Origin of the sequence: Fibrella forsythiae, from assembly GCF_017353175.1 — a bacterium.
GTDB lineage: Bacteria > Bacteroidota > Bacteroidia > Cytophagales > Spirosomataceae > Fibrella > Fibrella forsythiae.
Map to the genome: position 1 here is coordinate 380,981 of NZ_JAFMYW010000007.1, position 14,777 is coordinate 395,757.

Annotated in this window: 10 protein-coding genes; 8 read left to right on the top strand and 2 right to left on the bottom strand. The window is 53.0% G+C overall.

Annotated features, from left to right (window positions below; genetic code table 11):
* Nucleotides 1-162: 162 nt before the first annotated feature.
* Nucleotides 163-1,062, bottom strand: a complete 900-nt coding sequence (gene gnd / locus J2I46_RS22645; protein ID WP_207331338.1) for a phosphogluconate dehydrogenase (NAD(+)-dependent, decarboxylating) — start codon at nucleotides 1,060-1,062, stop codon at nucleotides 163-165.
* Between the two features lie 80 nt (nucleotides 1,063-1,142).
* A complete protein-coding gene (locus J2I46_RS22650; protein WP_207331339.1) occupies nucleotides 1,143-1,367 on the bottom strand; it encodes a hypothetical protein in 225 nt (74 codons plus the stop codon).
* A 236-nt stretch (nucleotides 1,368-1,603) separates the two neighbouring features.
* Between J2I46_RS22650 and J2I46_RS22655 the strand changes: the two genes are divergently transcribed.
* The 8 genes from J2I46_RS22655 to J2I46_RS22685 all read left to right on the top strand — a co-directional run bounded on the left by J2I46_RS22655 (nucleotide 1,604) and on the right by J2I46_RS22685 (nucleotide 14,772).
* Nucleotides 1,604-2,485: an SMP-30/gluconolactonase/LRE family protein gene (locus J2I46_RS22655; protein WP_207331340.1), complete on the top strand. Its 882-nt coding sequence runs from the start codon at nucleotides 1,604-1,606 to the stop codon at nucleotides 2,483-2,485.
* Nucleotides 2,486-2,902: 417 nt separating this feature from the next.
* Nucleotides 2,903-5,362, top strand: coding sequence for a TonB-dependent receptor domain-containing protein (locus J2I46_RS22660; protein ID WP_207331341.1), 2,460 nt, complete (start codon nucleotides 2,903-2,905; stop codon nucleotides 5,360-5,362).
* Nucleotides 5,363-5,539: 177 nt separating this feature from the next.
* Complete coding sequence (locus tag J2I46_RS22665; protein ID WP_207331342.1) at nucleotides 5,540-6,421, top strand: DNA/RNA non-specific endonuclease; 882 nt, start codon at nucleotides 5,540-5,542, stop codon at nucleotides 6,419-6,421.
* A 110-nt stretch (nucleotides 6,422-6,531) separates the two neighbouring features.
* Entirely contained in the window at nucleotides 6,532-7,095 is a 564-nt protein-coding gene (locus tag J2I46_RS22670) for a nucleotide exchange factor GrpE (RefSeq protein WP_207331343.1), read from the top strand.
* 83 nt (nucleotides 7,096-7,178) lie between these two features.
* Nucleotides 7,179-8,342, top strand: coding sequence for a molecular chaperone DnaJ (gene dnaJ, locus J2I46_RS22675; protein ID WP_207331344.1), 1,164 nt, complete (start codon nucleotides 7,179-7,181; stop codon nucleotides 8,340-8,342).
* Nucleotides 8,343-8,517: 175 nt separating this feature from the next.
* On the top strand, nucleotides 8,518-8,985 hold the full coding sequence (locus tag J2I46_RS33365) for a DUF6660 family protein (RefSeq protein ID WP_310589072.1): 468 nt from the start codon (nucleotides 8,518-8,520) through the stop codon (nucleotides 8,983-8,985).
* 112 nt (nucleotides 8,986-9,097) lie between these two features.
* Nucleotides 9,098-13,546, top strand: a complete 4,449-nt coding sequence (locus J2I46_RS22680; protein WP_207331345.1) for a CusA/CzcA family heavy metal efflux RND transporter — start codon at nucleotides 9,098-9,100, stop codon at nucleotides 13,544-13,546.
* Nucleotides 13,546-14,772: an efflux RND transporter periplasmic adaptor subunit gene (locus tag J2I46_RS22685; protein ID WP_207331346.1), complete on the top strand. Its 1,227-nt coding sequence runs from the start codon at nucleotides 13,546-13,548 to the stop codon at nucleotides 14,770-14,772. The genes J2I46_RS22680 and J2I46_RS22685 overlap by 1 nt, the downstream gene beginning before the upstream one ends.
* Nucleotides 14,773-14,777: the final 5 nt, after the last annotated feature.

The following is a 14,777-nucleotide window of genomic DNA, read 5'->3' on the forward strand; positions in this document are numbered from 1 at the left end:
AGAATAGTGAATCAGGCTATCAACCGCGGGGCAAAGGGGAATGTTACGGATACTTAGGCTACTGGGGAATGGTTAATCGGTTGATTGGTTGGCTTACGGACTGGCGCTGTCAGGAAACAGCAACGGTCTGCGGAGCAGTCAACCAATCAACCGATTAATCAATCACCCCTTCTTATCTACTGCATGGCCGCCAAACTCATTTCGCAGTGCTGCCACCACTTTGCCAGAGAACGTATCCTCCTGCAGTGACCGATACCGCATCAGCACCGACATGGCGATGACCGGTGTTGGAACACCCATGTCCAGCGCCGTTTCCAGCGTCCATTTTCCTTCGCCCGACGAGTGCATCCGGCCCAGAATACCTTCCAGCTTTGCATCTTTCGTGAACGCACTTTCCGTCAGCTCCATCAGCCAGCTACGGATAACCGAACCGTTGTTCCACATCTTGGCAACAGCCTGATAATCATACGGAAACGGACTTTTTTCCAGCACCTCGAAGCCTTCGGCAATCGACTGCATCATGCCGTACTCAATTCCGTTATGGACCATCTTGGTAAAGTGGCCACTACCAGCCGGCCCCGTGTAGAGGTAACCGTTCTCAACTGACATATCGGTAAACACCTGTGCGATGTACGATACTACATCAGGATCACCACCAACCATCGTACAGGCCCCGTTCAGTGCCCCTTCCATACCGCCACTTGTGCCGCAGTCTACGTAATTGATGCCTTTTTCTTTCAGCATTGCGTAGCGGCGCATCGTGTCTTTGTAATGCGAATTCCCTCCATCAATTAAAATATCACCTTCGCTGACAAGTGGCAACAGTTGGTCGATCACCCGGTCGATCAGCGGACCAGCCGGAATCATCAGCCAGAGTACGCGTCGCCCCTGTAGCGAGTTGCATAGGTCGGGTAGCGTAAGCACACCCTGAGCACCTTCTGCTTTTATGTCATTCACCAACCCCTCGTTGATGTCATAACCTATTACTTCGTGCTTATGGCGCAGTAAGTTGAGCACCATATTAAAGCCCATTTTACCAAGGCCAACAAATCCAATTTGCATAAAACAGACGGAGAGTGGAGTGAAACTAAATGCCGGAAATAGCCCCGAAAAGCCGCGTAATGTTACGCATAGCCCGGCATTTATCCCACGGCGGTCGTCGGAATCTGCCCATATGGTTCATCAGACAACACAATTTGCAACACGAAATCATCTACTTCAATCGGCTGATTCATCAGCACACGTGCGTTGAAAAATGCCCAGAGCATTTCGTCGGATGGGTCGTAGAACTGATGCAGGCGGGCTAGATCCTGTATACTTGCTTTCAGCGGAGAAGCCACGTTTTGTTGGTTGTGTTGGGTAAACATGGTCGAATGTTTAGAGGGTAGCAGGTCAATAACCTGTTCATAGTGAGAAGGTTTATTAAAAAATACAGTCAATTTCTAATTTACCTGAACAAACGAGACAACGATTACTTTTTTGTTAGTTTACTGATAAACAGGAACTAAGGGCGAATCTGGCCTGCCGATTGCTGAAAATATGCCAATCGACGTTGTAGTGGCTGAAAACTGCCTTTCTTTTGCTCCCGGAAAACAAACACATCATGATCAATTTGTCAGGCTCTATTTCATGCCTGTTTATAGCCACCGGGCTTTTTCTGGGAATCAGCCAAGCTAGTGTAGCAAAACCCAAGCCAAAAAAACTAGTAAAAGTCTGGGAGTCAGACTCTACCCTGCTGCGTACGCCCGAATCGGTTCTGTTCGATGCCGCATCGGAGATCGTCTACGTGGCCAACATCGACGGCAAAGCTGACGAACTGGATGGCAACGGTTTCATTAGCCAGATGACAACCGACGGTAAAGTCACGAATCTGCGCTGGGCCACTGGCCTAAACGCCCCTAAAGGCATGGGGCTGTTTAAAGGGAAACTTTATGTAACGGACGTGTATCGGCTGGTTGAAATCAACACAGCAACGGGTCAGGTTGAAAAAACATATGACGCCATTGACCCCAAAAATGCCTTCCTGAATGATGTCACGGTGACCAACGATGGCATAGTCTACGTATCGGATAGCCGGTTCGATAAAATTTACCGACTCAAAGACGGTAACTGGGAAGTCGTCATGTCGGGCGAGCAACTAAACAAACCGAACGGTCTGCTTGCCGAAGGAAAAAACTCCCTGCTAATTGGCAGCACCAAGATCGGTGCCCTGCGTCGGGTAGATTTGGCAACGCAAAAAATAACAACCATTGCCGAGGGAATGACCGTTACCGACGGCATCGTCTCCGATGGGAAAGCGGGCTTTTTCGTATCTGACTGGAATGGTCAGGTATTTTTCGTCGACAAATTGGGGGAAAAGCAGAGTCTGTTGGATACCCGCGCCAGCAAAATCAACTCGGCCGATATTGAGTACATCAAACGCGGAAAGTTACTCCTCGTTCCAACATTCTTTAAAAACACGGTTGTTGCCTATCGTGTCGAGTAGCCACGGTTACCCTTTCCGAGGCATCTACCTGTCGGCAGTAACGTAGCTAACCAGAGTAAGACGACGCAGGCGGATTTGCTTCGCGCTTGTGGTCTCTCGATTGGACGTAACCGCATACGTTGCCTCTATTCTAAACCCGGTCTGCTGCACAGTGCCGGGTTTTTTCATGTGCGTACGCTGCCAGTCTGTTGAGCCGTTTCATTGCCCGGTCAACTTTTTATCATGCTCCATGCAACGCACACCGCCCATGCGCTCATCTATTGTATAGTTGGCCCTACTACCCAGTACGCCCAGGCAGTCCACATCATCAGAAACCACTAATCCCAATAAACCAGCCGTTCATGTAAGATAAGGTACTATGTACTGCATAGTACCTTTGTTTTACACTATCAATAACGGCCGAGGCCACCTTTCCTTATGCGATTAGTCATTCTACTCTCCGTTCTATACTGGTATTCATCTACGCTGGCAAACGCTCAGCAGGCGATCAGAGGCTCAATCTCCGGTCAGTGCATCGACCAGGCTGATAAGCCACTGCCGTTTTCAACGATGCTGCTCGTCAAAGCAAGTGATTCAACACTGGTGAAAGGTGCCGTTGCCGACGCAGAAGGAACGTACCTGTTTGATCATATCGCAGCCGGTCAGTATCTGGTGGCTGCGCAACAGGTCGGTTACGCGAAAAACTACACGGCGGCATTCTCGCTGGATGCCGATCATCTAACCATCAAGTTGCCCGTACTGAAGCTTGCTGAAGAACAACGGAAACTTGCCGAAGTAACGGTGGTAGCCAAGCGGCCATTCATTGAGCAACAGGTTGACCGCATGGTTGTGAACGTTGAGAACAGCGCCGTTGCTGCAGGCAATACGCTGCTGGAAGTACTTGAGAAAGCCCCCGGTGTCACGGTTGATCAGCAGAATGAGGAACTCAAAGTGCGGGGCAAAAGTGGTGTTATCGTTGAAATAGATGGCAAACGTTCTTACCTGTCTACGCAGGAATTGATGAATCTGCTACGCAATACCCCCAGCGATAACGTCGAAAAACTAGAGGTAATCACTAATCCGTCAGCGAAGTACGATGCGGCGGGTAACTCAGGCATCATCAATATCAAGTTCAAGAAGAATAAGAATTTCGGCACCAACGGCACCTTCACGATTGGTGCCGGTCAGACACTGCAACCGAATGGTCGTGGCCGCGCATCAACCTCATTGAACCTGAACCACCGCGAAGGGAAAGTAAACCTGTTTGGCACCTACAGTTTCGGGCAATACAACAACTTCAACCGGAACGACATCTATCGCCGCATTCCATACCAGGGCAACGTAACGTATTTCGATCAACACAGCAGCCGGTTTAGCAGCAGCCAAAACCATAACTTCAAGTTGGGTACCGACTGGTCAATGTCGAAAAAAACTACTATTGGCCTACTGTTCAGTGGATTTTCAGAAGCCTGGAATCAGCCCAACTCACAAAGCAATACAGACATCCTGAACGAACAACTTACCGTGACACGCCGGTTTTCTACCAATGGTGTGACGGGAAACAACCTGACCAATCTGAATTATAACCTGAATGCCAAGCACCAGTTTGACGATAAGGGCCGGGAGCTGAGCGCCGATGTCGACTACGTTACTTACGATGGCCGTTCGCGCAATACGTTGGGTACGCAGTATTTCTCTCCCGATGGAAGTGCTACCGGCCGCCCCGATTCAGTGCGTAACACCATGCCCTCGAGCATCAACATTCTGGTGGCCAAACTTGATTACGCCCACCCACTAGGGACTGGAAAGTTTGAAGCGGGCCTGAAAAGCAGCCGGGTACAGTCAGACAACGATCTTACGTTTGAAACAAAATCAGACGTATGGGCCGTTGACCAAACCCGCTCGAACCGATTTATTTACACAGAAAACATATCGGCGGCCTATGCCAATTACAGTACTAAACTGGGCAAGAAAACACAGTTACAAACAGGCCTGCGCCTTGAGCATACCCAATCGGTTGGCAACTCAGTAACGCTGAATGACCTTCGGGAACGTACCTACACCAACCTGTTCCCCAGCGTATTCCTGACGCAGCAGCTGGATACGAACAACGCCCTGTCGCTAAATTACAGCCGCCGGATCGACCGTCCGAACTACCAGACGCTGAACCCCTTTATCTTCTTCCTCGATCCGTACACGTATCAGCAGGGTAACCCGAACCTTCGGCCTCAGTTTACCCACTCGCTCCAGTTGACGCATACGTTCAAGCAGGTGTTCATCACCACGCTCGCCTACAGCCGCATCAGCGACGCCATCATTAGCGAAGTGCCCCACCAGATCCCGGCCGAGAACAAAACGTATGTGACCAGCGAAAACATTGACCATCAGGATAACATCAATCTGACGATCAGCTTTCCGGTGAAGGTGACGAAGTGGTGGCAGATGCAGACCAACCTGTCGGGCTTCTACAACAATTACAAGACCTACTACAATGATCAGTTGCTGACCCTGCAACAGACTTCGTGGAATGTGTATAGCAGCCAGAACCTCACCTTGAGCAAAACAATGTCGGTTGAGGTAAGTGGCTACTACAACGGCGCCGGCGTCTACGGGTTTTACCGGTACCAGCCACAAAGCGCCCTGTCGATAGGCATTCAAAAGCAGGTTTGGGAAAAGAAAGGGCGGTTTAGCCTCAATATCAACGACATTTTCTGGGGCAATAAATTCAGCGGCCTTGCCAAGTTTCAGGATATCGACTTTGCTATTAAATCCTTCTGGCAAAGTCGCGTTGTTCGGGCCTCGTTCACTTACCGCTTCGGCAACCAGAACGTGAAAGCCGCCCGCCAGCGTAACACCGGCGCCGACGATCTGAAAAACCGCATGCAATCAGGCAGTTAAGCCTACAAGATTTTTTTTGATTAGTTTAGGTTAAGTAAACCAAAAAGCCAGTCCCATGATGAGGACTGGCTTTTTTTATTGGCCGACCTGTTTTTACGCCTTTAAAGAATAAATGAACATATAGTACATTAACTAACCATAGTTGAGTGAACTTTGCCTACAAGCATCATTCAACATATGAAGTTAGTTTCAATATACATGACCAGCCTGCTCATACTGGTTATGAGCCTGCCCGGCTGTAAGCAAACCGACGTAAACACATCAGGTTCGACTCTTCCAACGCGGGATAATAACCTGGCCCTGGGAAACCCCTCAAACGCAGGTACGTCGGATGTGAACAATTACCTGATTGATAAAGGGATGTTTGTCATTGGCTACAACGCCGGTCGCGGCGGTGCCAATTGGGTAAGCTGGCATCTGTCTACGGCCTGGAAAGGGGCAGCTGACCGTTACAGCGGCAATTTTATTCCCGAAACAACGCTACCGGCTGGTGCCTACCAGGTACGTCATGCTGATTACACCAACTCTGGTTTCGACCGGGGGCATCTGTGTCCGTCAGATGATCGCGACTCAACGGCGGATGAAAACCGCGTGACATTCACCCTCTCGAACATTGTACCACAGGCGCCACGCTTTAATCAGCAAAGCTGGCGGTTACTGGAAGATTACACCCGGTCATTGCTGGCATCCGGCAACGAATGCTATATCATCGCCGGAAGCACCGGACAAGGCGGAACGGGCAATAACGGGGCAGCAACCACACTAGCCGGAGGCAAGCTAACCGTACCGGCTGCTCTCTGGAAAGTCATCGTGGTGTTACCCGTCGGCAGTAATGATCTGCAACGGATCAACGGACAAACCCGCGTAATTGCCGTCTGGATGCCCAATACCAACGCCGTTGGCGACGAGAAGTGGTCAGACTACCGGGTGAATGTTGATCAGATCGAGCAACGAACAGGATACGATCTTCTGGCAAACCTTCCTGAAGCCATACAACGGGTAATCGAAGCTAAAACAGACCAGGCAACGGTTCAATCGCTGTACCTGACCGTACAGTAGCAGCGTGCGTTGTCGTTCCCAATGTGCCATCTTGTCAGCCTGAATAGAATTGGCAGTGGATTTGCACCTACCTTTGCAACCCGATTTAGCGAGAAATACGACCTGTTTGTATGGAAAATAAAGACATTGTGGACGAGTCTGTACCACAACCTGACAACTCAACCGAACCCATTACAACCGAAGAGGCAGAAGTTATTAACGGCGGCGTGACCGACGAAGTAACTGAACCGGCCGAAGCCATTGGCTCTGAACTGGCGGTAATGAAAGATAAATACCTGCGCCTATACGCTGATTTTGAGAATTTCCGTCGGCGCACGGCCAAAGAAAAGCTGGAGTTGATATCAACCGCCAGCGAAGGTCTGATGGTAACCCTGCTGCCCGTAGTCGATGATTTCGAGCGAGCCATGCAGGCGCTCGACTCTACAACTGACGTTGCCGCTGCCAAGGAAGGCATCAATCTGATTTACAGCAAACTTACGAAGGTGTTGGAAAACAAAGGCCTGAAGCCGATGACCAGCAAAGGCGAGCCATTCAATGCCGATCTGCACGAATCTGTAACGCAGTTCCCCGCCCCTACCGAAGACCTGAAAGGCAAAGTAATTGACGAAATTGAAAAAGGGTACCTGCTTAATGATAAGGTTATCCGCTACGCTAAAGTGATTGTAGGAGCATAGATGAATTAAGAAGTATGCGTTAAGAAGTGAGAGCGGCGGACTGTTCTTACCTTCTTAACGCTTACTTCTTAATTTCTTAAGAGATGGCAACGAAACGCGATTTTTACGAGATTCTGGGGATTGACAAGAAAGCCTCAGCGGACGACATTAAGAAGGCGTACCGCAAGATGGCGATCAAGCACCACCCGGATAAAAACCCGGATGACCCCACTGCCGAGGAGAAATTCAAGGAGGCTGCGGAGGCATACGATGTCCTGAGCGACGATAATAAACGGGCGCGCTACGATCAGTTTGGGCATGCCGGACTTGGCGGAGCGGCTGGCGGCGGCGCTGGTGGGCCATCGATGGATGATATTTTCAGTCAGTTCGGCGATATTTTCGGCGATGAATCTCCCTTTGGGTCGTTCTTCGGCGGTGGGCGTGGTGGCGGTGGTCAGCAACGGCAGCGCGTTCGTCGCGGTTCTGATCTGCGTATCAAGCTGAAACTCGACCTCCAGGAAATTGCGAACGGTGTTGAGAAAAAGATTAAGGTTAAACGGCACGTTGCCTGCCAGACTTGCGGCGGAAACGGCTCAAAAAACGGCACGGCCGTTCAAACCTGCCAAACCTGTCAGGGAACGGGCCAAACCCGCAAGGTGGTCAATACCATGCTGGGGCAGATGGTTTCTACGGCTACCTGTGGTACCTGTAACGGCGAAGGCAAACTGGTAACCGACCGGTGCGACGTTTGCCACGGCGAAGGACGCGTACTGCAGGAAGACGTTATCCCGATTAAAATTCCGGCGGGCGTATCGGAAGGCATTCAACTGTCGGTAGGCGGTAAAGGTAACGTACCCCCACGCGGCGGTGTAGCCGGCGACCTGCTGATCGTTGTTGAAGAAGAAGAGGACGACGATCTGAAACGCGACGGTACTAACGTGGTGTTCGATCTGTATGTCAATTTTGTCGATGCAGCGCTGGGCACCAGTGTTGAAGTGCCGACAATCGACGGGCGGGCCCGTATTACGCTGGAAGCCGGTACGCAAAGTGGCAAAATACTTCGCCTGAAAGGCAAAGGTATTAAAGACCTGAACGGATACGGCCGCGGCGACCAGCTGATTCATGTGAATGTCTGGACGCCCAAAACACTCAGTTCCGAAGAACGTGGTATTCTGGAGAAGCTGCGGGTATCACCAAACTTCCACCCTAGGCCAAACAAAAGCGACAAAGGTTTTTTCGAAAAGATGAAAGATTTCTTCCACGGTTGAGTCTTAATTCGTTCATTGAAGAATCTGCAGCAAAACCCTGTATACGGCTAGTATACAGGGTTTTTTAGTAAATGTCCGGGTGTTTATTACAGGAAAACGGGGCGTTCATTTAGCTCTGATTTAAACCTTTAGTGTACCTAACAGGGTATGAGCGCCCGTGTACTTTTTGCCCTGTATGAGCCTCTCCCATTTTCTGGCCCACTCAGAGGTTGGGAATCGGGCGGTCGTGGAACGTTCCAGCAGCTTATTTAGGACAAGTTGGTTTTTGACTACCTGTTGCATAAGCTGGCGGCGTACCTTTGAGACTGTGAAGTGGCTCACCCTCATACTGTCTGTGTATCTGCTTGGGTTGTCGTTATGGCCCTGTTCAGATGGACCTCTGCTCCTCGATGGGCAGACGGAGCAAGCCATGATCGTAGCGGCTGCAGGATCGGAACGGTCTCATCACGAACACGACAGGTGCACGCCTTTCTGCACCTGTGCCTGCTGCGCCGTCACTATTACCGTTGTTTCTCGCTTTCACTACTCACTTCTCCCTTCGGTCGACCTAGTGACGATAGCCGTAGCTTTATTTACCTACGCGCCGGTTCACCCGCTCAATCCGATCACTGCCATTTGGCAGCCCCCCCAACTTCGGGTCTGAACACCCTTTCCGTTTATGGCTATTGACTCGACTACACCCTTCTGCGAGGGGCGCAGTTGTGCGATTGCGCATATACAGCATCTTCTTGTTACCAACCTGTTCAGATCTCACTATGCTGGATCGCATCATTCTATTTTCCATTCAGAATAAACTCATTGTGGGGCTACTAACGCTAGCCCTGGTGATTTGGGGTGGCTATTCACTCAGTCGCCTCCCCATCGACGCACTGCCCGATATTACCAACAACCAGGTACAGATCATTACGCGCAGCCCATCGCTGGCCGCCCAGGAGATTGAACGGCTCGTTACCTTCCCAATCGAACAGACGATGGCTACCGTACCTGAAGTTGTTGAGGTACGGTCTATATCGCGATTCGGGTTATCAGTTGTCACCATCGTTTTTAACGATAAAACCGATCTGTACTGGGCCCGGCAGCAAATTAGCGAGCGGCTGGTTGATGCTCGCAGTCAGATTCCGGCTGGAACGGGCGAGCCCACCATCGGGCCGGTATCAACGGGACTGGGTGAGATTTACCAGTACGTCCTCTATGCCAGACCGGGTTTCGACAACCGCTACTCGCCCACTGAACTTCGATCTATCCAGGATTGGGTGGTTCGGCGGCAACTTCTGGGTACGTCCGGCGTGGCTGATGTGAGCAGTTTCGGCGGATTAGTAAAGCAATACGAAATAGCGATCGACCCCGACCGGCTGCGGTCTTACGGTCTGAGCATCGGCGATCTGTTTACCGCCCTCTCGCGCAACAACCAGAATACCGGCGGGGCCTACATCGACAAAAAGCCCAGCGCTTACTTTATTCGTACTGAGGGGCTGGTAACTAATCTGGACGACATCGGGCGGATTGTGGTTCGGCGCACCAGCGGACGTACCCCCATCCTGATTCGCGATGTGGCCACTGTTCAGTTTGGCTCAGCCGTACGCTACGGGGCTCTGACGAGGAACGGCGAAGGGGAAGCAGTCGGCGGTCTGGTGCTCATGCTCAAAGGGCAAAACGCCAATGTGGTGATCGGGCAGGTAAAAACCCGCATTGAGCAAATTCGTCGAACCCTACCCGAAGGCGTAGATATTCACGCTTTTCTGGACCGTTCCGAACTCGTCGATCGAGCGATCAGTACAGTAAGCCGGAACCTGATCGAAGGCGCATTGATCGTCATTCTCGTCCTGATCCTGTTTCTGGGCAATCTGCGCGCGGGTTTGATTGTGGCTTCGGTGATTCCGCTGGCTATGCTCTTTGCAATCAGTATGATGAATTTCTTTGGTGTATCGGGCAACCTCATGAGCCTGGGTGCCATTGACTTCGGCCTGATCGTAGATGGAGCCGTTATCATTGTCGAAGCATCGCTGCACCATTTAGGGCTGGTTCAGGTAGCCCGGCTCACGCAGCAGCAAATGAACGAGGAGGTGTATGAATCGGCGAGCCGCATCCGCAGTTCAGCGGCTTTCGGCGAAATTATCATCCTGATTGTTTACCTGCCCATTCTGGCGTTAGTAGGCATTGAAGGCAAGATGTTCAGGCCGATGGCGCAGGTAGTCGTTTTTGCCATTGCGGGGGCATTTATCCTGTCGCTGACCTACGTCCCCATGATGTCGGCCCTTTTCTTAAGCAAGACGATCACCCACAAACAGACGTTCTCCGATCGCCTTATGGGCTTCTTTCAGCGTCGGTACCAGCCACTGTTGCGTAGAACGATGCGCCTGAAAGCTCTCGTTTTGGCCATGTCTATGGTACTGCTGGCGGGTGCGGTATGGTTGTTTACCACGCTGGGAGGCGAATTTATTCCGCAACTCAATGAGGGTGACTTTGCTGTTGAGCTTCGGGTACGCACGGGCAGCTCGCTGACCCAAACCATCGACAAATCCCTTCAGGCAGGCCGGTTGCTGCGCAAGCAGTTTCCCGAAGTGCGCGAGGTCATCGGCAAAATTGGGGCAGGCGAAATCCCCACTGACCCCATGCCCGTAGAAGCCTGCGACCTGATGGTACTTCTCACCCCCCAAAGCGAGTGGAAATCGGCAAGCAGTATGGAGGAACTGGCCGCTAAAATGGCCGAGGCCCTCGAATCCATTCCGGGCGTAGAGTTCGGGTTTCAACAACCCATTCAGATGCGCTTTAACGAGCTTATTTCGGGCGCCAAACAAGATGTAGCCATCAAGGTTTTTGGGGAAGACCTAACCGAGTTGACCCGGCTGGCCAAAAAGATCAATAACCTGGTTGGGGGCGTGGCAGGCGCAACCGACCGCTACGTGGAACAAGTGTCGGGGTTGCCCCAGATCGTGGCGAAGGTGGATCGGGAGGCGTTGGCCCGCCACGGTTTGAGCGTAGACGAAGTAAATCAGACTGTGGCGTCAGCTTTCGCCGGACAGAGTGCGGGTCTGGTGTATGAAGGTGAACGGCGTTATGAACTAACGGTACGGCTGGCCGAACATGAACGGGGCAGTATTGACGACGTGCGGGCTCTTACTATTCCTGTTGCCGACGGTCCCGCTGTGCCGCTGTCACAACTGGCCAGCGTAGAGCTACAACCCGGCCCGAACCAGATCCAGCGTGAAGATGCCAAACGACGGTTAACGGTGGGGTTTAACGTTCGGGGACGAGATGTGGAAAGCGTGGTGCTGGAGTTGCAGGAGAAACTGGCTAGTCAGATCAAGTTCCCACCCGGCTATTACGTCACCTACGGCGGCCAGTTCGAGAACCTGATCGAAGCCCGCGAACGCTTGTCGATCGCCGTGCCAGCAGCGCTGGCCCTGATCTTTCTCCTGCTGTTTCTCACCGTAGGCTCCGTACGGCAGTCATTACTGATTTTCTCAGCTATTCCGCTGGCAGCCATTGGCGGAGTGCTGGCCCTGTGGCTGCGCGGTATGCCGTTCAGCATTTCGGCGGGGGTGGGCTTCATTGCTTTATTCGGGGTAGCCGTACTGAATGGCATCGTGCTGATCGGTGAGTTCAACCGGCTCCGGCTGGCGGGTGAAGCCGATCTGGTTAACGTCATCTTCGAGGGAACGGCCGTGCGATTGCGACCCGTACTGATGACCGCTGCGGTAGCTTCACTGGGCTTTTTGCCAATGGCTCTGTCGAGTTCGGCCGGGGCCGAGGTGCAGAAACCGCTGGCAACGGTGGTCATTGGGGGCCTGGTTTCGGCTACCCTACTGACCTTGTTTGTCTTGCCGGTGCTATATGTACTGGTCGAGCGGCGGTTTGGTCGGCAATTTGGTCGGCCAAAGCCCAATTCAGCATCCGTATCTGTCCCCGCCTCGGTAGCAGGCTGGTTCATACTGGGGCTTTTCGCTATAAGTAGTTTGTGGTCACCCCTGGTTAAAGCACAGGTTGCGGCTCAAGGGGCTACTCTCCCTTCGCCAGGCAGCGGCAAAGGTATACTGCTGGCTGAGGCCCTGCGGCAGGCAAGTGCCAACAACCCGTTGGTGCGCGTCTCGCAGCTCAGCGTTGGCTATCAGCAGGCGCTACGAGGTACGGCGGGTGATGTGGGTAAAACCGACGTGGGCATGACCTTCGGCCAGTACAACAGTCGGTACATCGACCAGTCGTTTACTGTGGCTCAGCGCTTGCCTAATCCAGCGCTGGTGCGGGGGCTACGTTCGCTGGCCGATGCCCGCGCCCGGGGAGCCGAAGCCGAAGGTCGCCTTTCTTACGTTGAGTTGACCCGGCAGGTGAAAGCCACATACCATCAGTTGTGGTACGTACAATCGTTAGCCGGTTTTCTGCGCAGTCAGGACAGTTTGTACGACGCCATAGCCCGGGGAGCAGAGGTACGTCGACGAACCGGCGAAGGTACCCTGCTGGAACTGACCGCCGCCCAGGTGCAGTGCCGGCAGGCGCAGACTGCTTTGCTTCAGAATAAGCTGGACACGCAGATACTGGCCAGACAGTTACAGACGCTGCTGGCATTGCCGACCCCGCCTACCCTTCCCGACACGCCATTAACTGAACGGATACTACCCCAGATCGATTCCTCATTGCTGGCCCAAAACCCGGAATTGGCTCAGCTGAACAGCCAGATCGACATTTTCCGGCGTGAAACCGACGTAGAAGCCGCCCGGCTCAAACCCGACTTTACGCTGGGGATAGCAAATCAGTCACTACAGGGATTCCAGACGCTTCCCGACGGAGCGGGCGAGCAGTTCTATGGGTTTGGCAACCGCTTTACCTATGGGCAAGTGGGTGTATCGATCCCTTTATTCGCCAAGCCCCTCAAAGCTCGCCTAGAAGCCACTCGCATCAGTCAGCGACGAGCTGAAGCGCAGCGCACCGCTCGGCAACATACCCTGGAAGGAGAGTTAGCCACGACCGTTCAAACCTACCAGAAAAACAAGCAGGCATTGATTTACTACCGCGAATCGGCGCTACCACAGGCCACCCTGATTAGAGAGCAGGTAACCAGAGCCTACGGGGCTGGCGAGATCGGAAACGTCGAACTGCTACAAAACCTGCGAACCGTCAGCGAGATCCAGACCGGCTACTTGGCTGCGCGCAATGACCTCAATCAAACCTTAATCAGCCTCGACTTTCTGTTGGGGCAAACCGACTAATGAAACGAAGCCACCTCATTATTACTGCCACATGGCTTACCCTGTTCATGGGAACTGCCTGTAAGCACGAATCAGCCGAAAACGCGGCTAGAAAGGGTTCTACTACCGCCCAAACAGATACGGCCAAGGTTGAAGCCGACCACGACGAAGCCGGTCTGATCGAGCTGACCGAAGCCCAATACCAGGCCGTCGGCGTAAAACTAGGCAGACTGGAAAGGCGACAAATGAGCCAGCTGATCCGCGTTAACGGGTCGCTGACCGTGCCGCCCGGTCAACAGGTGTCGATCGCCACGCCATACGGGGGAATTCTCAGATCGGCTAATCTGCTGGCTGGCACAGCGGTGCGGCGGGGACAAACGCTGGCAATATTAGAAAACCCCGAGTTTATTCGCATCCAGCAGGAGTATCTGGAAACGATCAGTCAACTGACCTACCAGCAGCAGGAGTTTGAGCGGCAAAATGAGCTGAGCCGCGAGAACGTAGGCGCTCTGAAAACGCTGCAACAGGCAACCGCACAGCTGGGTACGTTGCGGGCGCGGGCGGGCGGACTGCGTCAGCAACTGGCTATTTTGGGCTTGAACCCGGCTAACCTGACGCCCGAAACCATTACCCGCAGCCTCAGCGTTCGGGCACCCATTGGCGGCACGCTTACCCAGGTCAACGTGAACCGGGGCAGTTTCGTAGCGGCCAACGACGTCCTGTTTGAGATCATGGACACTACTGGCTTATTGGCTGAACTGACAGTCTTTGAGGCCGATCTGACCCGGATGCAGGTTGGCCAGCGTGTGCGGCTGTCGGTAGTCGGCACGGCGGGCGAACGGATGGGGCGCATCAAGCTCATCAACCGGGAAGTTAGTCCCGACCGCACGGTCAAGGTCTACGCAAGTCTCGACAATCCGGTGTCCGGTAGTCTACGACCAGGCACCTTTCTGAAAGCATCTATCGAGACGGGCGCCGCTACCGAACCTGCCCTGCCTGAGGCAGCGGTGGTGCAGGCGGGTACCAGCAATCAAATTTTTGTGTTTGCCGGAAAAGAATCCCGCCAGGATCAGACCCACTACCGTTTCCGGCCGGTGCCTGTACGGGCCGGAACAGCCCAAAACGGCTACCGGTCTGTGGCGTTGCCCAGTGGTATGACGGCTGATGCGCAGGTAGTACTGGCTGGTGCCTACGACATCCTGTCGGCGAGCGGTGGCGGTGATGAAGGGGGTGGCCACGACCATTAATAGCA

Excerpts from the sequence above, each read along its gene's own strand:
- gnd (WP_207331338.1), bottom strand. The coding sequence starts at position 1,062 with ATGCAAATTGGATTTGTTGGCCTTGGTAAAATGGGCTTTAATATGGTG.
- J2I46_RS22650 (WP_207331339.1), bottom strand. The coding sequence starts at position 1,367 with ATGTTTACCCAACACAACCAACAAAACGTGGCTTCTCCGCTGAAAGCA.
- J2I46_RS22655 (WP_207331340.1), top strand. The coding sequence starts at position 1,604 with ATGATCAATTTGTCAGGCTCTATTTCATGCCTGTTTATAGCCACCGGG.
- J2I46_RS22660 (WP_207331341.1), top strand. The coding sequence starts at position 2,903 with ATGCGATTAGTCATTCTACTCTCCGTTCTATACTGGTATTCATCTACG.
- J2I46_RS22665 (WP_207331342.1), top strand. The coding sequence starts at position 5,540 with ATGAAGTTAGTTTCAATATACATGACCAGCCTGCTCATACTGGTTATG.
- J2I46_RS22670 (WP_207331343.1), top strand. The coding sequence starts at position 6,532 with ATGGAAAATAAAGACATTGTGGACGAGTCTGTACCACAACCTGACAAC.
- dnaJ (WP_207331344.1), top strand. The coding sequence starts at position 7,179 with ATGGCAACGAAACGCGATTTTTACGAGATTCTGGGGATTGACAAGAAA.
- J2I46_RS33365 (WP_310589072.1), top strand. The coding sequence starts at position 8,518 with ATGAGCCTCTCCCATTTTCTGGCCCACTCAGAGGTTGGGAATCGGGCG.
- J2I46_RS22680 (WP_207331345.1), top strand. The coding sequence starts at position 9,098 with ATGCTGGATCGCATCATTCTATTTTCCATTCAGAATAAACTCATTGTG.
- J2I46_RS22685 (WP_207331346.1), top strand. The coding sequence starts at position 13,546 with ATGAAACGAAGCCACCTCATTATTACTGCCACATGGCTTACCCTGTTC.